The sequence below is a fragment of the Cupriavidus sp. GW822-FHT02D05 genome, from assembly GCF_058802485.1.
The window spans coordinates 54,628-76,139 of the sequence record NZ_JBXAOE010000001.1 but is presented as its reverse complement, the minus strand read 5'-3'; the positions used below and the strand labels follow the sequence as shown (position 1 = coordinate 76,139).

General features: G+C 59.4%; 24 protein-coding genes and 1 pseudogene. 4 read left to right on the top strand and 21 right to left on the bottom strand.

The features are described 5' to 3' along the window. Positions 1 to 21: 21 nt before the first annotated feature. The 7 genes from AC1RQK_RS00310 to AC1RQK_RS00280 all read right to left on the bottom strand — a co-directional run bounded on the left by AC1RQK_RS00310 (position 22) and on the right by AC1RQK_RS00280 (position 5,304). Positions 22 to 768, bottom strand: a complete 747-nt coding sequence (locus tag AC1RQK_RS00310; protein ID WP_492372122.1) for a type II toxin-antitoxin system HipA family toxin — start codon at positions 766 to 768, stop codon at positions 22 to 24. Then, a complete protein-coding gene (locus AC1RQK_RS00305; protein WP_492807063.1) occupies positions 662 to 1,054 on the bottom strand; it encodes a hypothetical protein in 393 nt (130 codons plus the stop codon). The genes AC1RQK_RS00310 and AC1RQK_RS00305 overlap by 107 nt, the downstream gene beginning before the upstream one ends. After that, positions 1,054 to 1,515, bottom strand: a complete 462-nt coding sequence (locus tag AC1RQK_RS00300) for a helix-turn-helix domain-containing protein (RefSeq protein WP_416052270.1) — start codon at positions 1,513 to 1,515, stop codon at positions 1,054 to 1,056. The genes AC1RQK_RS00305 and AC1RQK_RS00300 overlap by 1 nt, the downstream gene beginning before the upstream one ends. Positions 1,516 to 1,665: 150 nt before the next feature. After that, positions 1,666 to 2,580 (bottom strand): glutaminase, encoded by a 915-nt coding sequence (locus AC1RQK_RS00295; RefSeq protein ID WP_492372120.1) that lies wholly within the window; start codon positions 2,578 to 2,580, stop codon positions 1,666 to 1,668. An 84-nt stretch (positions 2,581 to 2,664) separates the two neighbouring features. Further along, complete coding sequence (locus AC1RQK_RS00290; protein WP_416052268.1) at positions 2,665 to 3,822, bottom strand: MFS transporter; 1,158 nt, start codon at positions 3,820 to 3,822, stop codon at positions 2,665 to 2,667. Between the two features lie 308 nt (positions 3,823 to 4,130). Continuing rightward, positions 4,131 to 4,823 (bottom strand): LrgB family protein, encoded by a 693-nt coding sequence (locus AC1RQK_RS00285; protein ID WP_492807060.1) that lies wholly within the window; start codon positions 4,821 to 4,823, stop codon positions 4,131 to 4,133. Then, on the bottom strand, positions 4,816 to 5,304 hold the full coding sequence (locus AC1RQK_RS00280; RefSeq protein ID WP_492807058.1) for a CidA/LrgA family protein: 489 nt from the start codon (positions 5,302 to 5,304) through the stop codon (positions 4,816 to 4,818). The genes AC1RQK_RS00285 and AC1RQK_RS00280 overlap by 8 nt, the downstream gene beginning before the upstream one ends. A 167-nt stretch (positions 5,305 to 5,471) precedes the next feature. Here AC1RQK_RS00280 and AC1RQK_RS00275 point away from each other — a divergent pair, with 167 nt between their 5' ends. Together AC1RQK_RS00275 and AC1RQK_RS00270 are read left to right on the top strand one after the other, a co-directional pair. After that, complete coding sequence (locus tag AC1RQK_RS00275) at positions 5,472 to 6,368, top strand: LysR family transcriptional regulator (RefSeq protein ID WP_492372117.1); 897 nt, start codon at positions 5,472 to 5,474, stop codon at positions 6,366 to 6,368. Between the two features lie 73 nt (positions 6,369 to 6,441). Continuing rightward, the gene (locus AC1RQK_RS00270) at positions 6,442 to 6,954 is read left to right on the top strand and encodes a GrpB family protein (RefSeq protein ID WP_492807057.1); all 513 of its coding nucleotides are present in this window, start codon (positions 6,442 to 6,444) and stop codon (positions 6,952 to 6,954) included. A gap of 701 nt (positions 6,955 to 7,655) precedes the next feature. On the opposite strand, the gene AC1RQK_RS00265 is transcribed toward AC1RQK_RS00270, so the two are convergent. Next, positions 7,656 to 8,084, bottom strand: coding sequence for an NUDIX hydrolase (locus AC1RQK_RS00265; protein ID WP_492807469.1), 429 nt, complete (start codon positions 8,082 to 8,084; stop codon positions 7,656 to 7,658). A gap of 27 nt (positions 8,085 to 8,111) precedes the next feature. After that, a pseudogene (locus AC1RQK_RS00260) lies at positions 8,112 to 8,417 on the bottom strand (transposase); the annotation flags it as partial. A 187-nt stretch (positions 8,418 to 8,604) separates the two neighbouring features. Here AC1RQK_RS00260 and AC1RQK_RS00255 point away from each other — a divergent pair. Both AC1RQK_RS00255 and AC1RQK_RS00250 read left to right on the top strand, forming a co-directional pair. Further along, on the top strand, positions 8,605 to 9,081 hold the full coding sequence (locus tag AC1RQK_RS00255; RefSeq protein ID WP_492807055.1) for a GNAT family N-acetyltransferase: 477 nt from the start codon (positions 8,605 to 8,607) through the stop codon (positions 9,079 to 9,081). 274 nt (positions 9,082 to 9,355) lie between these two features. Beyond that, the gene (locus AC1RQK_RS00250) at positions 9,356 to 9,535 is read left to right on the top strand and encodes a hypothetical protein (protein WP_416052260.1); all 180 of its coding nucleotides are present in this window, start codon (positions 9,356 to 9,358) and stop codon (positions 9,533 to 9,535) included. Positions 9,536 to 10,115: 580 nt separating this feature from the next. Here AC1RQK_RS00250 and AC1RQK_RS00245 read toward each other — a convergent pair. From AC1RQK_RS00245 to AC1RQK_RS00190, 12 genes are all read right to left on the bottom strand, one after another. After that, on the bottom strand, positions 10,116 to 13,928 hold the full coding sequence (locus tag AC1RQK_RS00245; protein ID WP_492807053.1) for a M48 family metalloprotease: 3,813 nt from the start codon (positions 13,926 to 13,928) through the stop codon (positions 10,116 to 10,118). 173 nt (positions 13,929 to 14,101) lie between these two features. Then, positions 14,102 to 15,874, bottom strand: coding sequence for a ShlB/FhaC/HecB family hemolysin secretion/activation protein (locus tag AC1RQK_RS00240; protein ID WP_492807051.1), 1,773 nt, complete (start codon positions 15,872 to 15,874; stop codon positions 14,102 to 14,104). A 71-nt stretch (positions 15,875 to 15,945) separates the two neighbouring features. Next, positions 15,946 to 16,458, bottom strand: a complete 513-nt coding sequence (locus tag AC1RQK_RS00235) for a hypothetical protein (RefSeq protein ID WP_492807049.1) — start codon at positions 16,456 to 16,458, stop codon at positions 15,946 to 15,948. A gap of 139 nt (positions 16,459 to 16,597) precedes the next feature. Next, positions 16,598 to 17,167, bottom strand: a complete 570-nt coding sequence (locus AC1RQK_RS00230) for a hypothetical protein (RefSeq protein WP_492807047.1) — start codon at positions 17,165 to 17,167, stop codon at positions 16,598 to 16,600. A gap of 124 nt (positions 17,168 to 17,291) precedes the next feature. After that, the gene (locus AC1RQK_RS00225) at positions 17,292 to 17,639 is read right to left on the bottom strand and encodes a DUF596 domain-containing protein (protein WP_492807045.1); all 348 of its coding nucleotides are present in this window, start codon (positions 17,637 to 17,639) and stop codon (positions 17,292 to 17,294) included. Positions 17,640 to 17,820: 181 nt separating this feature from the next. Beyond that, entirely contained in the window at positions 17,821 to 17,964 is a 144-nt protein-coding gene (locus tag AC1RQK_RS00220; RefSeq protein WP_492807043.1) for a hypothetical protein, read from the bottom strand. A 30-nt stretch (positions 17,965 to 17,994) separates the two neighbouring features. Continuing rightward, a complete protein-coding gene (locus AC1RQK_RS00215; protein ID WP_492807041.1) occupies positions 17,995 to 18,222 on the bottom strand; it encodes a hypothetical protein in 228 nt (75 codons plus the stop codon). 221 nt (positions 18,223 to 18,443) lie between these two features. Then, positions 18,444 to 18,863 (bottom strand): hypothetical protein, encoded by a 420-nt coding sequence (locus tag AC1RQK_RS00210; RefSeq protein ID WP_492807039.1) that lies wholly within the window; start codon positions 18,861 to 18,863, stop codon positions 18,444 to 18,446. Between the two features lie 242 nt (positions 18,864 to 19,105). Further along, complete coding sequence (locus tag AC1RQK_RS00205) at positions 19,106 to 19,450, bottom strand: hypothetical protein (RefSeq protein WP_492807038.1); 345 nt, start codon at positions 19,448 to 19,450, stop codon at positions 19,106 to 19,108. 182 nt (positions 19,451 to 19,632) lie between these two features. Then, entirely contained in the window at positions 19,633 to 19,923 is a 291-nt protein-coding gene (locus tag AC1RQK_RS00200; RefSeq protein ID WP_492807036.1) for an immunity protein CdiI family protein, read from the bottom strand. Positions 19,924 to 20,376: 453 nt separating this feature from the next. Next, complete coding sequence (locus tag AC1RQK_RS00195) at positions 20,377 to 20,829, bottom strand: hypothetical protein (protein ID WP_492807034.1); 453 nt, start codon at positions 20,827 to 20,829, stop codon at positions 20,377 to 20,379. Between the two features lie 91 nt (positions 20,830 to 20,920). Next, positions 20,921 to 21,163, bottom strand: coding sequence for a YrhB domain-containing protein (locus tag AC1RQK_RS00190; protein ID WP_492807467.1), 243 nt, complete (start codon positions 21,161 to 21,163; stop codon positions 20,921 to 20,923). Positions 21,164 to 21,512 lie beyond the last annotated feature (349 nt).

Here is a 21,512-nt window from a genome sequence, read left to right as displayed (position 1 = left end):
CCGAGCGGTATCGCGCCCTGCCTATCGCAGCGCCAGGCGAAAGGCAGAAGCCATATTGTCCTGTTCCCGCTGCGACAGTTGCAGTCCGTTCGCAGCAATCCGCCACTGACCGACAACCCTCTTGAAGTCCTCGATGATGTCATCGGCATCGGACATGGAAACCCGGAAATACCCGGCCACCTCTCGTGCAAGCTCCAGATCCAGCGCGTTGTCAGCGTGAGTGATGTTCAGCGTCAAGCCATCGGCGATGGGAACAGGGTTCATGTCATAGGCTTCGGATAGCCGCCACCCCTTTCCTGGCATCAGGATGAATCCATGATTGCGCAAATGGTCATCGGTATTGGAGACAAGGATGTTGAAGACGATGCGTGACCAAAGCTCGCACAAATCCTCGCTGGGCTGCGCACCATGCCGGATGATCACTTCGGCCAATTCTAAATAGCTCGCGCCAGCGGCAGCGTCGTCGCCATCGACCCGACCGGTCATGGTCATGGCGGAAGCGAAATGCAGTCTCCGGCCAGCACTGGTGCGATCGAAGCGCTTGACCATGAAGCAGTGGTGGTCGCTTGCGAAGCGCTGCGCCATCCCTTTCGCTACCCGCAACTCGCACGCTGTAGCCAGGGCGTTCACGACCATCTCCCATGCGCCAACATCATGCTCATCACGGGTGCTCGGGAATTTTGCGATCCAGAGGTGGCCATCGCTGTCCGAGCAGGTAGTCGGACTCAAAGAGCCTTGTGCCCTTGGGGAAGATGCCGTCGCGAACATCGCGCTCCAGCCGCCGCCTCATCAACACGCGCCCCCATCTATCAGGACACGAGTCGACAAATACCCCGAACTTGTCGTGATGTTCTCCTGGAAACTGTGGGCCAGAATAGAGCCCGATGCGGGGATCAATCTGCAAGCGCCCCAATGCGGGATCAGCCAAGGCCGCCGGATCGTACTCGAACTCGAACAGCTCTGCTGCCCTTGCCTTCCTGGCATGCAACCAGCCAAGGCGCTTGGCGGATGCCAGGCCATCCCAGTCAGCGTAGACCCCGATCATCTTGCTCATCACTCGTGTTCCTCGTCCGCTGGCTTCTTTCTCCTTGGGGAGATCAAGGCAGCCAAGGACTCACTATTGACGGGAAGCGGGGTTGCTGTCTCAACTGGCCACCTGTCCTCTGGACGGGCGACTGTTTCGTCGCGAGGCAGGCGCGGCGCAGCGGCGCGCTGGCTGGACGTGCGTCCTAGCAAACGGGAATCTTGCAGGCCTCTGCCGATCTCGTCCGTCTCCGCGATCTTGGCCAGGTCTTTCTCGACGCCCAACACCTGCATCACCGAAAGATAAGCGCCGATCGTTACGCCCGAGCCACCGGCCTCAAGCGATCGCAATGTCATCTGAGACATCCCGGCACGCTCTGCCACCTGCTTGGCCGTGAGCTTTCTTCGCAGGCGAGCGAGCTTGAGACGTTCGCCGAACTCGACAAGCAAACGCTGGGTTGAGGGAAGGAGTGGCGCGGTTTTTTTCGCCATGGTGGCAATATTTCTACATATCCAGGCCGAGAATGCAAAAATAATAGCACTTTTCAGGAGCGATGCAATAAGGCAAATACTCCGGCCATCGTGCGTCCGTAGTGCAAGAATAATTGCATTTATGGTGCTTGACGCACATTTCCTCTCTATTCAGAAAATTGAATGCCCACTCAACGTGGTCAGCCACTCCAGGGCCTGCACCCCGGCCAGCGAATTGCCGCTGTGGTCCAGCCCCGGCGACCAGACGCACACGGCCCACCTGCCGGGCAGCACCGCCACAATGCCGCCGCCCACGCCGCTCTTGGCCGGCAAGCCCACCCGATAGACAAAATCCCCCGCAGCGTCATAGGTGCCGCAGGTCAGCATCAGGGCCGACAGGCGCTTGGTGGGGCTGGTGTCCAGCACGCGCTCGCCGCTCCACGGCACCACCCCGCCATGCGCCAGGAACAGCGCCGCGCGCGCCAGGTCCTCGCAGCTCATGGTGATGGCGCATTGGCGGCAATAGGCGTCGATGACCTTGTCCACCGGCATCTCAAGGCGGCCAAAGTCCTTCATGAAATACGCCATGGCGCGATTGCGGTCCGCATGCTCGCGCTCGGACTGCGCCACGCGCGGGTCGTAGTCGATGGCCGGGTTGCCGCTGAGCCGGCGCAGGAACTGCACCATGGCGGTCTCCGCCTGGACAAAACGGCTGCACAGCACGTCGGTCACCACCAGCGCGCCCGCGTTGATGAACGGATTGCGCGGCTTGCCTTGCTCGTACTCCAGTTGCACCAGCGAGTTGAAGGCATTGCCGGAAGGCTCGCGCCCGACCCGCTGCCATAGATCCTCGCCCAGCAACTGGAACGCTAGCGTGCAGGCAAACAGCTTGGAGATGCTCTGGATGGAGAACGGCACCGCGGCGTCGCCCACGCAATGGCTGCGGCCATCGGCAAACACCAGCGCCATGCCGAAATGCGTGGCGGGTACCTTGCCGAGCTCGGGGATGTAGTCCGCTACGCGGCCCTGGGTGAGCAAGGGCGCGATGTCGCGGTGGATGCGTTGGAGGATGTGTGCGTAGTCCATGCCGGGCCCGAAGAAACGTTGCTGGCAACATCCTACAGCCCGACGGGCCCCGCCGGAACTCTGCGCGCCATGGCGCGGCTAGTACTAAGCTGGCACCGGCCCACCCCGGTCCAGCGACGCCGACACCCCCACTGCCAGCAGCGCCAGCGCGGCCACCGCCGCACCCAGCCACGGCAGCTGGGTCAGCGGCAGGCCGGCGCTGATCATCAACCCGCCCAGCCACGCGCCGGTGGCGTTGCCCAGGTTGAACGCGCCCTGGTTCAGCGTGGAGGCCAGGTTGGGCGCGCCCTTGGCCTTGTCCAGCACGCGCACCTGCGTGGCGGGCACCACGGCAAAGCTGACCATGCCCCACACAAACAGCGTGAAGAGCGTCGGCACCGGAAAATGGCTGGTCCACGAGAACACCAGCTGCACCACCGCCACCGCGGCCAGCAGGCTGGCCAGCGCGGGCATCAGCTTCCAGTCGGCCAGCTTGCCGCCGGCCAGGCCGCCCACGGTGATGCCAGCCCCGAACAACAGCAGCACCATGCTCTCCTGCTGCGCGGTGAAGCCCGTGACGTCACGCAGGATGTAGGCGATGTAGGTGAACACGGTGAACATGCTGACCGATGCCAGCGTGCTGATCAGCAGCGCCAGCTGCACCTGCGCCGCGCCGATGGAGCGGAACTCGCGCAGGATGCTGCCGGCCTGCATCGGGATGGCCTTGGGCAACCAGGCCACCAACGCAGCCGCAGCGGCCACGCCGATCACGGTGACGGCCCAGAACGTGGAGCGCCAGCCCAACGCATGCCCAAATGCAGTGCCAAACGGCACGCCCAGCACGTTGGCTACCGTCAACCCGGTAAACATCAATGCCACCGCCTGCGCGCGCTTCTCACGCGGGACCAGCTCCGCGGCCACCACCGCGCCAATGCCGAAGAACGCCGCGTGGCAGAACGCCGTGACCACGCGCGCGGCCATCAGCAATGCATAGTTGGGCGCCAGCGCGCACAGCGCGTTGCCGAGGATGAACAAGCCCATCAGCCCCACCAGCGCGGTCTTGCGCGGCCACTTGTTGGTCAGGATGGCCAGGATGGGCGCGCCCACGGCCACGCCGATGGCATAGCCAGAGACCAGCATGCCGGCAGCCGGCGCGGAAACGCCAAGGTCGGCGGCAACGTCGGGCAACAGCCCCATGATGACGAATTCGGTGGTGCCAATGCCAAAGGCCGCGGCAGCCAGCGCGAGAAGCGGTAATCGCATGATGTTGTTATTGAAAAACGAGAGAGAGATCGGTGAAGCTTGCGCGTGCGGTGCGCACAATCGGCGCAGAGGGACGGCGCGCGCGCCGTGGCGGGAAGAACGGCAAGCCACGTGCGGATGAGCGGCGCATGTCCGCGCGCCGGCACGATCGCGCAAGTGCCGCATTTTGCGCCAATTTCGCGCGGCGCGTTGGCGGGCGCGCAAAAGACCCTGCGCCCGGAGCGGTCGCAAGGCCATAGGCTACGCAGTACTACTCAGCGTCTGCGCCCAATCGCCCGCAGCCATTGCGCAGTACTACGCAAGCCCGCTCAGAAAAACACGCTGCGGATCAGCGGAGCGGCCAGCACGCTGGCCAGCCCCGCGATCATCATCACCAGCGATGCCACTACACCCTGCACTTCGCCCAGCTGCCTCGCCTTGGCCGTGCCGGCACCATGCGCTGCGGCGCCGAAGATTGCGCCTTGCGCCAGCCGGCTGCGCACCGAGGGCAGGCAGGCCAGCACGGTCTCGCCAATCGCCATGCCCGTCAGCCCGGTCATGACCACAAAGATCGCGGCAAGATCGGGCGGCCCGCCGAGCGCGCGCACCGCATCCACGGCGAACGGCGTGGTCACCGAGCGCACCGCCAGCCCCTTTTGCAACATCACTGGCAAGCCAAAGCCGCGCGCCAGCCAGACAGAGCTGAGCACCGACGTCACCACCGCAGCCAGCACGCCAACCGAAATCGATAGCCAATGCTGGCGCACCAGCGCACGGTGATCGTAGATCGGCAATGCGAAGGCGATGGTGGCCGGGCCAAGCAGCCACATCAGCCAGCGCGTGTCGGCGATATAGTCGCGATACGGCACATGCGCGGCCAGCACCAGCGCGATCAGCACCACCGGCGTAGCCAGCAGCGGCATCAGCCACAGCCGCGCACGGCGCGCATAGAGGCGCTTGTTGATGTAATAGAAGGCAACGGTTGCCACCAGGCTCAGCGCCGCCAGCACGGAGTCATGCATGGTGCTGCTGCCGGTTGTGCGTGGCACGGCGCGCGCGGCGCGCCAGCCTGAGTTCGAGACGGACCACCTGCTCCACCACCAGCGCCGTCACCACCATCACCGCGAGCGTGCTCAAGGCAATCACCGCGCAGATCCGCCAGCCCTGATGCCGGACCAGTTCGGGGTACTGCACCACGGCCAGCACCGCCGGGATGAAGAACAGCAACATCTCGCCCAGCAGCCAGTTTGCCCCGCGACGCACCCAGCCACCGCGCACCGCCCCGCTGAACAGCAGCGCGGCCAAGGCCAGGAGCCCAAGCAAACCAGCCGGCAATGGCAACCCCAGCCGCCCGCGCAACCAGTCCGCCAGCAGCCACAGGGCCGACAGCGCCACCACCTGGCCCAGCGCGATGGCGCCAGTGCGCAGGCGGGCACCGGGCGGCTGCGGCAAGGTCGCGGAGGCGGAGGTAGAGGTGGATGAAGTGGATGAAGTGACAGTCACAGCGCGTGGCATCGGAACATTCAAGCTATGGCGCCACGCAAGACGTGGCAGTGACGCTAGTGTACGAAGCGCACTTCGATATATAAAATGAATATAAATTATTGATTCGATGCCATATTGGAATGGCAAGCCGTGATCACCCGCGCACGCCACATCCGAGGAGCCCCATGGATATCCGCGCCCTGCGCTATTTCGTGGAAGTCGTCCGCCAGAACGGCTTCACCCGCGCCGCCGAAACCCTGCATGTGACCCAGCCGACCATCAGCAAGATGGTCAAGAGCCTGGAAGACGAACTCGGCGGCCCGCTGCTGCTGCGCGAAGGCCGCACGGTGCAGCTCACCGACGCCGGCGAGGTCGTTTTCGCCCGCAGCCAGGCCGTGCTGGCCGAAGTGGCACGCCTGCGCCAGGAAGTCGCCGAGGTAGACGGCATGGCGCGCGGCGAGCTCAAGGTAGGCATCCCGCCCATGGCCGGCCGCTACCTCGCCCCGGTGATCGGCGCCTATCGCCGCCAGTACCCCGGCGTAAAGCTGCGGCTAAGCGAGCAAGGCGGCCGCGCACTGGAAGAAGGCGTAGCCACGGGCCAGCTCGACCTCGGCGTCACGGTGCTGCCCGCCGCCGTAGCCGGCCTGGCCAGCCTCACCGTGACCCGCCAGGCACTGGTCGCCGTATTTCCCGCCGAGCGCGCACCACGCCGTGCCGGCGCGGTCCGGCTAACCGACCTCGCCACCCTGCCCTTCGTCATGTACGAGGACGACTTCGTGCTGTATCGCGTCATCCTGGACGCCTGCGAAGCCGCCGGCTTTACACCGCAGATTGCCGGGCAGAGCCGGCATTGGGACTTTATCGGCGAACTGGTCGCGGCCGATGTGGGCGTCGCCATCCTGCCTGCGCCAATTGCCGGGCAGCTAGACCCCGAGCGGGTAGCGATCCGGCCCCTGGTTGCACCTGAGCTGGTGTGGGAACTGGGGCTGGTCTGGCGGGAGGGGTATTTGTCGCGAGCGGCACGCGCCTGGCTGGTTTGTTGTGAGGAGGCGTTTGGGGCGGGGCGAAAGGATGCGATATGAGCGGTTGCGTTGGGACTAGCAGCTCTTGGCCGATGGCGCACAAAGGAAACAAGGGGAAACAAGAGGAAACACAATGAAGCTCACCAGCAAAATCTCCCACTATGACAGCAGATGGCCGGCTCTTTTCGCCGCTGAGAAAGCACGCATCGCGAAGGGCCTTGGCACGGAACTTGTCGGTATTTATCACGTCGGAAGCACCGCTGTTCCAGGACTCGCGGCCAAGCCAGAGATCGACCTCTTGATTGAGGTCTCAGAACATCGCAACGAGCCAGCCCGAGACAGTTTCATGAGCGCACTGGGTTACGTTCGGGGAAGCGATCTGTCAGCCGGGCACCATTTCTATCGTCGCGATATAGATGGGGTGCGAACGCACAAGGTACGTGTATGTGTCAGTGGCCACTGGCAGATTGAGAGAATGCTCCGATTTCGCGATCTTCTTAGGAACGATCCCGCCATTCGACAGCAGTATCAGGATTTGAAATTTGAGCTCGAAGCCAGCAACCGCGGCGGCATCGCCGAGTACCTTGCGAAGAAGGCTCCCTTTATTGATGCCTTGATGGGATCGCGTCCGAGTTCAGCGAAGTGATAATGGCGCAGGTGCCATTCTGCCGGCCCGGACTTCGACCGCTCATGTGGCGGCTGATCGAAATTGGCAGCACTTGGAAGCGCAAGGCGGGTGGGCCAAGACCGGATCTCTACCAACTACGCCAGTCCTGGGCAAAGCGATGAAGCCTGCCGCCATCGGAGCTGCCTTATCCGGAATTGGTAAGATGCAGCCTGGCAACCAAAGCAGAGTCTCAACCCGTGATGTTCGACAAGCGACCGGAATTTCGGCGTCCGGTAGTGCGCCCCTATCGGGCCACCAGTTGGCGTGGAATGGCTGACACAGTATGCAGCGTACTTGTCAAAGGTTTGAAGGTCGTCGGCATTCTCATCTTCCTGGTCGTGACTCTGGCTTCTGGCGGGAGCGATCTTCCAAGTGCGCGCACGGTATGGCGCGGCGCCGTCCTTGCGATCGTAGTGGCCCTGCTCTTGTGGGTGGCCTATTACATAGGCCTACTGCACGAGCGGCCCGCATGCACTCCCCCATCCCCTCGCCGAACGGCCGTTCCCGGGTAGAGCCATGCAGTTCGGCTACCGTCCTCAATCAACATGGCCAACTTTGGCATGGAAATTTGGTCGAGTCGCGAATCGCAAAGCTCGGCGTAATCTGTCCACAGCCAGTGCATTCCTTCAGCGCCTTTCAGGCTCCTTCGGCGCGAGTACGGGGTTGTTTCGGCGGACCGCTCAAGCTGACCTAGTTAGCGCTCCGATTCGCGCACGAACCTCGCGTAAAGCCGATTGAAAGAGCGGGTGGCATTGTTCGGGCAAGTCCCGCTGCAGCGGGTGCCAATAAAATGCAAACGTGTGGCCGCCGTCGTCGCTAGTCTCGAAGGTCCACTCGTCAGGCAATTCCGCCCCCGACTCGCACAGCTGGAAAGACCAGATCTGTTCCTGATAGGAAGCGCTCCAAAGACCAAGATCGGAGACCACGTGAGCGTCGCAAATACCTGACTCTTCACAGAGCTCACGAATTGCCGCCTCCGGCGAAGACTCACCCTGCTCAATGGTGCCCTTTACCAACTGGTAGCCTGCGGCAGGATGCTTGAATGCGAGGATATGTACGATACCGTGACGACTGCGCAAAACAATCGGGCACGCTTTTGTTGCGATCATGTGGCTCCTTCGATGGATTCCTTGGGAAATGCCGATCTCGTCGAACAGCCTTCGCGTCAGTTCAAGCGCGACGAGCATGCGGCGAAGCTTCAACAGCGTAGTCGCGTCCGGCACCGCTTCGACTGCTAGGTTGATCCCGGCGAACGCGCGCATCGCCATGCTGTCGTACAGAGCGTCTTCCAGCGCCTCGTCCGATAGACCATACCACTGCTAAAGGAAGTAAATGCGCAGCATTCGCTCCAGTCCGATCGGCGGCCGCCCACGTTTGCCGTTGGGGTAGTACGGCTCGACCGCCGCAATCAGGCGCGACCACGGCACCACGCCTTCCATCTGTCACCAAGGCTCGGTTAACGGGTAGCTCCCAGAACGGCCACCAAACGGAACGTATCATGAAGACCGGTGTGTTGTGATAATCTGTTTTGGGAACTACCCGTTAACCGAGCCGATTTCGCTTCAGAATTGACGGTCTATGGCAAACCGAATGCGTGAAATTACCCTTCCGACAACAAGGAAGTTCTAGATGAGTGCGAAGCCATATCTCCACCTCTGCAGACAGACTGAAGATGAGGGCGCGTACCAGCCTGATTGGCCAGGAAATGCGCGTTTGGTCGAATTCACACTGTCATTGGCTGAAGATGCCCATGATTTGATGCAATCCTCCTACGCCATGGGTGGCGGTCAAATTTCAGAATTTCGACCGTGGCTGGACACGCTTCTCGCCGATGCAGAATACGATCCTGCTCTAGTCTTTCCAGTGCTAGATAACTGTGGGCGAATGGTTGCGTTCGCCCAGTGCTGGAGCAGCGGTTTCATCAAAGACCTCGTCGTTGATATCGATCGGCGTCAGCAAGGACTTGGGGAAGCCCTGCTACGCCACCTGCTGGTGACGTTTAGAGAACGAGGGGTGAAACGCGTGTGCTTGAAAGTCGAGTGTGATAACCCAACCGGTGCTGAAAGGTTGTACAGACGCCTTGGATTTGACACCGCACTCGCATGACCGTCCCGATATCCTTCGCCTCAGGGCACATTGATCATAGCCAGAAGATGACGGTGGTGACCTGAGACCCGTCTTCCCTCCAGATTTCAGGAGAGTCTTGGTTTTTTCAATGAAGCCTTATGCGGCGCCCCCTCCCCAGCGTACGGCATCGCACAGACTCCCGCTACAGCGGCTCGTAAGATACCTTCTCGGCCCCCCGGCCCATCAGCCGGCAGAGAAGTTGCATCGCCGATTCTGCCAACGCTGGTGTTTGCCATTGCCATCAGGAGTAGCCATGACGACAGATGCTGAGAAGAAGCTGTGGGCAGAGTTCGACGATATCGCATCCAAGAGCGAGAATGAAGACGTTCAATCGATAGTCAAGGCCATCAAGCTGCATGCGCAAGTGATGAGCCTTCGGCTCGGTGCGCTTGAGGCGAACGCAAATACCTCAGCCAAGCATCCAGCAAAGTGACGCGGCCCGGTGCGATCGCCTCGTGCCTGGCACGGCAGGCCCTTGCACTGTCCCATCGACACCTTCCTCCCTGGGCTTGCACAAGAAACCCATGCAAATGCACACTAGCGTACCGACCTGATCCCTGTCCGCGCCCATTGTTGGGTTAGATGCCGATCCGACAAGCATGGAGTCCTTTGAGATGGATGCAAGCCCAATCTCGCCATCTCGACGTCACAGATTGATGAGGAGGAGCAACTCGGCCTTTGCGCGGACGAAGCGAAGGCGATAGCAAGGCGACTGAATGAACGCCCGTGCAAGACACTAAACTTCGATACACCGGCTGAACGATTCTATCAAGCTGTTGCATCGACGGGTTGAATCTGCCACCAACGACGGCCATCCGCTCGAGCTACTCTCTACGCAAAGCCCAAGTCAATCCGGGCTCAATTCGAGCGCTGCCAGATCCTCGCGAGTTCGTTCATCCGGCTCGCATAGCTGCCCCACAAAGGCGATGCAAACCAGATAGTCCCATTTCTCTTGCCCGGCAATCCTCGTTGCCTTGCAGTTCGCCGAGTAGAGACAACACCGCTCTGATCTGTCACGGCTGCTCCATGTATGGCCGTTCAGCGGCGAAGAGCACACGCTGCGCAAATGTACGCCAATCGGCCGGCGCGCGATCGCCAAGCAGATGAATCCCAGCCACTAGCGCCTGGGCGCGCAGTTGCAGCGGTAAGCCATCGAGCACGCGCTCGGCAGCCGCGGGATCGCCACGGCGGACCAGCGCGAAGAAGCGTTCCATCTGCGCGACAATGCCCGGCTTGTCGTACTGCGCGACGATCGAATCCAGCACCCGCCTGACTGCAGGCATCCCTGTGTCGGCCCCCGTGGCTACGGCCAGCCATACCGTCTGCCCGTCGATGCCATCGTCGGCGGACAATGTCCGCGCGCGGGCACGCAGTTCCGGCGATGCGCCGCGCGAGGCGGCAGCCAGGCGCAGCACATGGCCATACACCGGCGTACCGTCCGCAGCGGCCACGGCTTCGTCGAGCCGACCGTTCGCCAGCAATGCGATCGGTCGCATCGGGCCTTCCACAGTCAGGGGGCCGGGCTCAAACGCCAGCAGGCTCCGTAGCGTCGGCGTGGTTCCCGACGCCGCTTCCTGCCTGGACCTGGCGGCCGCCGGGTCGAGAAGGCGAGTCAACCGCAGCGCCTCGCCCGCCATCATCTGGCGCAGCGCCGGATTTTTTGACATAGCGAGGTCAAAGCGCTCAAGCGCTTCGCGGTAGCGCCCATGTTCGCTTGCCTGCCATCCCACGGCGTTGGCATACCACGCGGAATCAGGCCAGCGGCGAGCCCCGGCCTCGAAGGCGGCCTCCTTCTCCGGCCCATCGGGCATGCATCGGGTCGCCAGGTACGCAAGCGCCGGCTGTATTGGCGTGGCCTCAGCCAGCGCGCGATGGCGTGCGCAGAGCGCGGCGCGCGGCGCGCCCTTAGCCAGATCCTGCTCGGTGCGCATCGCAATGATGTCGACCGGGAAACGCACGCGCCGCTCGGAGAACGCCTGCTCGAAGCCCGGCTCCTCACTCGCCAGCGCCAGCCAGTTCGCCAGGTAGGGAGAATCCGGCGCATCGAAGCGGACATGCGCCAGGATCATCGCTGTCGCGCCGGCTTTATCCTCTAGTTGACTGACGAGAACATCGGGCGGCGTATCGTCGGCCGCATCCACGACCGTGCGGACCCCGCCGCCCCTGGCGTTGATCCTCTCCGGCGGCCGGGCAAAGACGACGTCAGCCGACGCAGCCTGCCAGCGCTGCGGGCTCAGCAAGCGCGCAGCGTCCGCGTTGGCGCTGCCGTAGGTCGCCGTCCATTCCCGCAGAGGCGCGGCGCTCGCGACCGTATAGACCATGTGGGTAGCCTTCCGGCGAACTGCGGCGCTGAACGACTCGATCGGCTGGCCGTCAAGCGTCCGTGTCACCACCTGCACGTCGATGCCGCCGTGAACCTCAACTTCGGCATGGGAACCCGGCGTCAGCTCGACGCGCTGACCATTCACGGTGGTGACGACCGATTGTGCCAGGCCGTTGTAGACAACAACACTTACTTTCCCCATGGACCAACCGATGGCAAGCACGGTCCCGATGATGCCAACGGCGACACAGGAACGGGCCAATCCCGGAAGGAATCCTGTTGCGGACTGGAAGCGCTCCCAGAGGTCGGGCTTGTTCGCCCGCAAAGCGCGCTCATTCCCCAATGCCAATGTGTCGTAGGCTGGCGGAGGTGACGGAACCGAAACGGGTGGCGCGGCCAATGGATCCCCCGCCACAGCCGCGGCAATCATGGTTTCCGTGCGTAGAAGCTCGTCCAGTGCGGCGCCACCCAGCGCCGACAGACATGCGGCTGCATGGTTGACCCAACCGTCCACGACGCGCAGCCAGTCATTGATGTTCTCCCGGACCGGTACGCCGAGCCCCAACTCACCCAACATCGCCGCCCAGCTCTCACCGTTCAGGTCCGCGAGCACCTGTTCCCCGGGCCGCAAGTCCGGTGCTTCACGAAAGATCTGATGCAGCGCGCGCTGTACGTCTTCGGCGGCGGCAAGAACGATCTTGACGCCGCGCTCATTGATCGAGCCCGCCGCCGTTGCGCGCTGCCATGCCAGCGCCAGCGCGGCCCGTGCATCCCGCAGATTCGCTTCGGCATGGTTTGCATAATGGAGGACATGCACCAGGCCTCTCAGATACGCATGCCATTCCGGTGAGCGTTGTTTCGCTACGGCCAGATGGAAGCTGCGCACCCGCTTCAGCGTCGATTCCAGGCGGGTGCGGACAGTCCTGCATTCTTCGTCGACCGCCGTAATTGCAGCAGGCAAGTCATTGCGTTTCAGAACGCCACCACGATGACGGATGACGCCATCCGCCGCGACGTAGACGCCATCGCGCAGCGAGCGCAGCAAGGCGAGTTCTCGCTCCAGAGAGCGCCACTGTTCGAGATTGTTGCCGATGGATGCCGGATAGAGTGCTTCCAGCGTCAATGGCTCCGAGAACGACGTCAACTCATACAGATCATCGGCGCGCGTCACATGGCGCGTCGCTGAGAAGGCGAGGTAGATGCCGCGGTAGCACGGCTTCAGCCGTTCACGCGCAAACTGCTCGTCGAGCCGCTGCAGGGTGACATCCGACTCGGCAGGGGGGCAATCCGTATCGCCAACCAGTTGCCGGGTAATGCTCTCGCGCAGTGCCGGCGCATCGTCGAAAACGAGCCACGCGCTGCGTTCATCCTCGGGCGCGCACAAATACGTACGTTTGGCGTTCTCTTCGCGCTCATGGTTCATGGGATGGGTCGCCCACATCTGGGGCGGTTGCGCCATTTCGCCCTTGAAGACTCGAAATGCCGCCGCCTCCGCTGCAGGTACCTGTGGCCGCCGGCCATAGGCTTGGTCGTTGTAGATCCGACCAAGCCGGGCGGCAATGGCATCTTGCACAACAAATGCATCACGCGGGGGGCGCTGCCCCCCAGTCTCGCCACGCAGAAAAAGCAGGGTCCGGTCCCACGCATCGTCGGCAATCTGCAGCCGATGCAGCGCATGCACCAGCGCGTCGCTGCCGGTCAGCGACACGGCGACCCGGTCGGCCTGCATTTCCATTTCGCGTGACAGGGCTCGCTGCACGATGATCACCAGCCGAAACGCGCTATCTACCACCGCGCGAAGTGCCCAGATAATGAGGCTGAGCGCCCAGCCGATCCAGGCCACCCGGTAGTCGATACGTGAAAGGTGACCCAGGAAGCGATCCAGGGCATCACGCTTGCTGACGATATGCGCCGCAATCTGCTGGGCGGTATATACCCATCGTCCGAGGGCCATGGATCGCTGCGCGAAATGTCCAAATTCGTGAGCGCAAACGGCCTTGAACTCGCTTAGGTTGAGCATATTGACCAAGCCCAGGCCGATCTCAAGGTTCTTGCGCGAGGGGAAGATCAGGTTGAGCGGCGAAAGGTCGTAGAACACCGAGGCATTGACCCGCCCACTCACGTAGATCTTGTGCGGACGCGGCGCCCCAGCCTCGTCCGCAACCCGGTCCAGAAAGGCAAACAGGCGGGGCTGCTCCGCCCGCTTGAGTTCAATACCGCCTGCGTACTCTCCCTTCTTGATGAAGAAGAGCGCCTTGACCAGAAAAACCGCTAGAAACAGACTGCATGCCCCGACAATTAATTCAAGCGGGCTTGAGCGTGTGCCAATCGCGAGCAGGCGGGTGACTCCCGTCATCGCAAAACAGGCTGTCAGCGCAAGATACAGCGCAAGGAACGTCAGCAGCCCGGCGACCGCAAACCAAGCTCTACGTCTGTAGGATGCGCCGGGACGCGTGAAGCCGGCTGGCACTGCTGTTGGACCCACTGGATAGATCGTTTCCACTCTTGATTCTTCTTGTCAGTTGTTATGGGATAAGGACGGTGTTCAAGACAACGTCAGTTGCAGGCGCTGGGGCTGGAACCGCGCCGCCGCTCTCACGCCGCCCTCAACAAGGGCGAGGTGGCATCGAACCGGCAGTGATTGTCGGAGGGGGGAAGAAGTCGCGCGCGTCATTTTTAGTACTGATAAACGAGCTGCAACCCCGCCGTCACACCCGCCGTATGAAACGCCGCCGGTTTATAAACCGGCATGCCCAAAAACAAGTCATACGACACCGCCCCTAGCTTCGACCCCAGCCCGCCTCTCAGCCCGATCACCGCGCCCGCCAGCTGGGTACCCACCAGCCCCTCGGTTGACGGCCCAAACACGCGACCATAATCCAGCCCCGCGTACAGCGCCTGCCCGCTCCCGCCCAGCGGCGCCTGTAGCTCATTGCGCCAGTAGAAACCGCGCTCCCCCGCCAGCAGGCTTTCGCCATCGAAGCCGCGCACCGTGTACCGGCTGCCGATGGTCAGCGCGTCGATATAGAACAGCCGGTCATTGGTGAACTGCCCGCGGATCGTGGTGACATAGCGCAGCGATTGCTCCGCCAGCTTGAACGGCACCGACAGGTTCGCATCCAGCACGGCCATGCGGTAACGCCAGGTGGGGCCGCCCAGCTGGGCCAGCGTATCGGGCTGCGCGCCAAGGCCGGCCACGCCCTGGCGGTAGGCCAGGCTGCCGTCGAACTGGGCGGCGCCGAAGTAGTGGCGATCGGTGATACCCACCTCCACCACCGTGTTGTTGCGCCGCTGCTGCTCGATCTCCGTATCCTCGATAAAGCTCTTGCCAAAGCGCTTGGACAGCCGGAACTGCAGGCCAAGCACATCGTTCTGGCTGCGGCTGAGCACCCGCTGCAGCTTGAAATCCACCGTCTGTGAATTGCCGCTGGAGACAAAGGTCTGGTTGACGCCGGCAATCTGCTGGTAATAGGTGCTGGAATACGCCGACACCGTGCCCGTCCAGTAACCCCACGGCACCGAGTAGAAGCCGTTCCAGCCATGCGTGCCGTGGCGCCGGTCGCCAAAGGCCAAGTCCTGGCTGTAGCCCACGTTGAACAGGTCGTTCAGGCCCAGCGGGTTGTCAATGCCCACGCTCAGGTTGCCCTGCAGCTTGCCAGTGGAGCGCGTGCCCGAGTTGTCCATCGACGCCACCACCGTCCACGGCTTGGTCCGCTTGACCGCGATCACCACGTCGCTCTGGCCCGGCACGCTGGTGGGCACAACCTGCATGTCCACATCCTGGCTGGTCACGCGCTTCATCTGCTCCAGGCCTTGCTCCAGGTCCCGCAGGTTCAGCAGATCGCCGGGGCGCGCGGGAAACGCGCTCTTCCACGTGCCCCGGAGATCCGGCTCGGCGAAGCGCAATTGCCCGATCACGCCGGGGATCAACGCCATGCGCAGCGTGCCGGTGCTCAGGTCCTGCTCGGGCAGCAACACGCGCGTGGTCACATAGCCCTGGCCAAGGATGACGTGCGACACGCCCTTGGCCAGCATGTCCACGCCCTGCTTGCCGATGCAAGCCCCCTGGTAGTGATCCAGCCACGCACGGGCAAAGGCGAACGGATCCTGCGGCAAGGCAGACGCGCCGCGCGCATGCAGCGCGGGCGGCAGCTCCGCCGGGACTTCAAGCGCAAAGCGCTCGATGCGAAAGCACGGCTGCTCAACCGGCAACGCGGGAAACCCCTCCGCCGACGGCTGCGCTGCCCGCACGCCCGGCGCCTGGACCGCCTGGGCGCGTTCGCGGGCTTCCTGCTGCTGGCGCACGCGCTGCTCCTGTTCGGCGCCGGAGAGGATGGCGGCCTGACCCGGATTGGCGGGAGGCACCTGGGCACGCAATGACGTGCTGGTGTAACCCGCACCACCCGCCACCGAAAGCATGGCGGCAATCATTCGTCTTCTGATCTGCATGAAAGCTTGTATTTGCGTGACCAGGCGTCACGACATGTTTGGCACCCGCGCGCGGCTAACCGCTCACGCCATTAATCGAAACCGATGCAGGTAAAACCCCACTGGCGCGGCTCGACCCGCTTGATCTGCACCGGCTTGACATCCGTCTCGTCCGTCTCATCGAACACCGCGATATGGCAGTAAGGCTTGTTCGCGCTCACCGCCTGCTTCCAGATGGAAACCTTCGCCGACTCCTCATCCGGCCCCGGCCTGCCATGCGCGACGTACTTGTGACCCGCCTCCGGCTTGAACCGGACCATATCGCGGCAGCGATGAATGCCTGATGCACCGTCAATCGCAATCACCAGCGGACGCGCGGCACGCACGCGGATGCTTGGTGCAGCGGACTGCGTGTTCAGGATGGCATCGCCCTGGTAACAGCCCTTCTGGTTCACTTGCGGAATGGTCATGCTGAAGCCGCCGGTTCCGTAAAGCTCGGCAGACGGATCGTCGGGGCCGAGCGGCGGCGCGAGCGTGGAAACCGATGTGCAGCCGGCCAGCAGGGCCGGCAGTGCGAGCATGGCGAGACGAGAGAATTGACCCATATGGCGACTTCTTTATATTGGCTTGCTGACAACCCCGGGAAATGCACCCCCGGATACGACGTCCGGCCAAGGGGGCGCGCACTCTGCGTTACGCACAACGCCCGCGACCCCAGCCCGACAAGACAACAACCGCGGAGCGCTACTCCACGCTAGCCGGAGCAACCGCAGAAGCCGGCGCGGCTTCCGCCGCCGCCTCGGCAGCCTCCTTAGGCGGCGCCTCCTCCTTGATCACATAGGACGGATCGGCAACCCAACGCCCCAGATCCTTCCCGATGGCAACGGCAGTACGGTCAAGGATGGAGCACGTCCCCTTGAAGCCACCCCACATCCCCCCCACCGACCACCGGTTGATCTTGGTATTGCGGATCACCTTGCCGCCTTCAAGTAGATCGGCAGTCACAGTGATAGCTTTAGGGCCAGTCCAGGCACCGCCGCCAACACCCAGGATGTGGGTGATCTGCAGCCGGAGCACCTGTGCACCGTTGGCATCGCCCGTGGAGGCTACCGTGCCGTCGCCGGTCTTGTTCCGCTTGCGCAGCACATCGCCGACGCGGGTGGTCAGCATGTTCTCGATCTGGCACTCGGACTTGACCTGGTCGACTACGCTGGCACCGGGGGCGTAGGTAACTGGGGTTTCCAGGAGGACTGGGCTGGCTGCGAAGGCGGTGGTGGTGGAAAGGCAAAAGCCGATTAAAAATAGATGCTTCATGATTTTTTATAGAAAGTTAAAGTTAATGTGGCTCTATGTTCCAAAGTCCGATTTCGATCGGCATACGCAATGACCAACGCGCCGGCATCTCGAAATTGCGTGCGACGAACGGTACATACCTCGTCTACGTCCAGATTTCGTTACCTACGTCATCTATCCAGATGGCTCCTCCTGGGCAATCTTCTGAGAAGAACCATATCGCAAGTCCGGTATTATTTTCCAATTCTGCCTCACTCGTAGGGAAAGACTCCAGAAATCTCCTAATTATTTTCTTTTCGTCATCCTCCGAAACCAGCTCCCTCTTTCCCATCTTAATTATTCCGTTTTCTAAAAACCTTTCCAATAGCCACAAGAATGCTTCTCTTGCGACGTCGAAATCCCCATAATCCTGCTGCACGCATAACCATACGGCATCGAGCGCCATCCCTTCTGTAAGATCGGCAATTTCCTGCAGGCGCTCATCTTCGAACATGGGAAATATCAATCCTTCCTCAAAACCACACCACCCCCTCGGCTACGCTACTGGTTCAAGTACTTCCTCCGAACCATAAGCAGATCATCGCGGAAGCTATCATTCGAGAACCTAGTCTTAGATCCGAGAATTTCCCGTTTCGATAGCAGCACGCACTGGCCGTTGAATTGCATAACTCACATCAGCTCGATGCATTCAGCCATTCCAAACCGGATAAAATCCGTTCTTTAATCTTCTTTGCATCCTCGATGATCCCATGGTCATTATCCAGCAGCACAGTTTCAGGATCACTTAGACCCAGAACGAATTTGGTAGAAAATTCCATTCCACCGTCACGCCCCTCAACCAAAATAAATCAAGGATCTGAAACTCGCTCCTTCAACCGGTCAATTTCGTCTTTGCTATAGCAGCCCATCTCGATATCAACAGGTTGAATAGCGATCCAACCATCCCGCATACCACCCGGCTCCTCGACGATATATCGCTCACCATATTCTCGTCGCATCAGACCAATATTCTTTATTAAGTCGCCGACACAATCAGGCCGACTTGAGGAATCGATGATTAGTAGGAATGTGTACATCAACGAATTCCCGATGACTCGCTGTGCGCCGCCCTGGTATATTTACGCCCACCCGGGAGAATCCAACTCTCGAAGCAGTTTCGGATCTCAGTTGGACTTCGGCACGTATTTCCAATAAATTGAACATGAGAGTCAATCCATCACATTCGGCGCAACCTCTCCATACGCGTACGATCGACCGTTCACCCCTTCATTCTTATAATACAAAAACGAAATTTCCCTCACCCCTCCCGAGCCGGCTCATCTCTTTCTAGTATCTCAAGGCGAAACCTCCTTGCCTCTACATCCACTCTAACGGATGATTTAAATCCTTTTAGACTTCCTTCAAACAAGAACTTCTCGAAACGATCTTTACCCTCCCCTTTATAACCATAAACGACAGGATCAAGCCAGACCGTCTCACCATCTTTTTCAGAAATCTGCCTCACTTCAAAGGTGAAAGTTCTCACCTCATCGAAAACCAGAACACAGTGCCCAACAAATCCATCGACATTTCTGCGCGAAAATAAATGGACCATCTCAGATCTAACAGCCAGCCAATGGCTAACATAAATCTTCAGCGCGGAACCATCGAAAATGCGAGCACCATACTGACAATTAAATGTATCAATATCGCCCCAGCAATTATTAATTGATCTCATTATCGATCTCTCCCAAGGTAGTGGCAACGCATTGAAATAAATTACGCTCACCACCGAATCGGCGACCCCTTTAAACAGAACTCTTCGCACTAGAGCCGAATTCCGCTATCAGCCTCATCGAAAACCAAAACACAATGCCCAACAACTCCATCGGAATTTCTGTACAAAAATAACTCAACTACCTCGCCGCTAGCAGCCGACCAACGACTCCCACTCGCTTCCCGCTGCGAAGAACCGACGGGTTACGGATTCCTTATCAAATCTATGGCTACGGCCATCTTAATCTGACTCATCCTCGACTTGTGGCGACTCGAATATTCTTGTCGCGAACTAGTTTCATATGAATATGGTGATCCATCCTTGGGAATTTCTAGCGTTACCACCATATCTTCCGACACAAGTAATTCATAAATATCTTCGCCTTGATCAGGTATAGAATTAAGAACCACCGCATTTTCTATAGACGGAAAAATGTCCCGTATAGCTCCCAACAAAAGCGGACACCATCCTTCAATAAAAATTGAATTTCGGCCCGCAATCAAATCTCCTCTAATTTTATTCTCCGTCACACTTCCGATGAGTTTCATTTGATTCTGCCTGACATCAAATACGATGATATTTCGAATATTATCTTTCGGCACGGTGAAGAGAGCATTATTCTCTCTTCACCGTGAGGGCGGCTGCATCAGCATAATAGAATCCACTTCTACCCATAATTCGTATCTTATTGAGATAAAAAACCCATTCTGAACCAGCGTAGATTAACGATTCATACCGTGAAAGAAACAACGAATTCAGACCCGAGCTCCTGTTGTAATTGTTTTGCAAGTTTAATACCTTGCACTTTGAATTCCGCCTTTATTTCATCACTATTGAATCCGGAATTCACTGGATCCTCTATATCGATAGCTTCATCGAAGAACCGAGCCCAATCCGCTATTTTCTGCCGAAGTTCTGTAGAGATTGGCAAAGTGTTTGGATCAATATCACCGTACATACCAGGCGACATGTCCCATAGAGGATGGCATTGATAGTCAGCCATGAGCTTCAAATTTTTCATTTCACACTTCCCTTTGGATTCGCGCTGACGCGGGTGTTGCACTTGGGACTTGAAACTGCCCACCTAATTCCAGTTTGACCTTGATGGTCTGCTGCAGGTGGTAGGGGTGGCCGACGGAGGCTGGAGGCGGCTCAGGAGGCAATGCAACCGCCACTGCGGGGATGGCCGACCGTTTACAACCGGCAGTTGCAAGCACTGCGTTGCGGTCGCTCTCCGACAACCCAGTGCCCACGCGCGGTCGAGGGACAACAGCTTGTATAGAAGCGCTGGTCATGTTCTAGCATGAAGGCGCGTGCACGAACTGATGCACACGTAAGACTATGCTGGGCGCCTTCCTCCGTCACAACTACCATCCTTGCTTACGAATATGATCCAGTTTCCAAAAATGGAATAATTAATATCACCGGTCATGAGTTTCTCCTTGCAACCCTAACAAAGATATAAAATTAAGCGCTAATTCATTGCAATCGTCACAATTAAATTATCGAATTCTGGGGCTGATGTTCCATCGCTGCAGAGCAATTTAATTCTATCTATATCGTTCTCAACAATCATTCCAGAATTACCAATCCAAGCCTGCATAATCCCGTCAACTCGCCACACATTCCAAGCCTTAAAAACAGTTTCCAATGCACATGAAATCTCCATGTCAACAACATCTGGACTAGTGTCTTCCCATAGAACGATGTCTTTCTGTTTCTGGCCAGCGACGGTGATATGACCAAGATCAACCTTTAACCTAAGTCCTTGAACTGGACTATTTTTTGCTGATATTCGCTCTACACGGACATGCCACTTCCCCGCCGCGAGAGGGATCCGATAAATTGGTACCACAAGCATATCACCCAGAATTACTGGCTGTGCCTTTGACTCTTGAAACAACTTGGCGAGCGTTTTTGGATGCATAGTTTCTAGTATCCATGTCCTCTAGCTTCTATAGAAGCGCTGGTCATCTTCTAGCATGGAGGCGCATGAACGAGCTGATGCACGCGTAAGACTATGCAGGGCGCCTTCCTCCATGACAACTACCATCCTTGCTTACGAATATAGGCCAGTTTCCGACAACAGAATGATCAATATCACCGGTTTCGACGAACCGGCGCGTTTGATACGGGAAATGCCATCTCCCATCGGCCTCCCTAATGCCCGCATCGACGATTACATATTGATCGCACTTGGGAGGACTCAAACTCTCTTGCAAGTACTTCTCGGCAATCTTCCTAGCTTCCGCAATATCCATTTTCACTGCCCCGTTGATTACACCAAACCGGATGCTCTGGCTGACCTTGGGACTCTTGGAATAACTGAGCAAGTGTTTTTGAAGGCATGGATCCCGGGATATTTTTGGCTGTATACATCCATCTAACTCCGCTTTCATTTCACCTTTTTTATCTTGCCCGCTGGAACCGATTCCCCAATAAAATCAAGCAACTCTTTTCTTTGCATTGCGTGGACAAAATACCTGAGATTAATAGATCCCCTCGCAAACAGCGCTGTCCATTTAGCACCCTCGATAGCTACCATTTTTTCTTATTTAACAATATACTCCGCCATCCAGAAATATCCGGATGCCCGGAATACCTGACTAA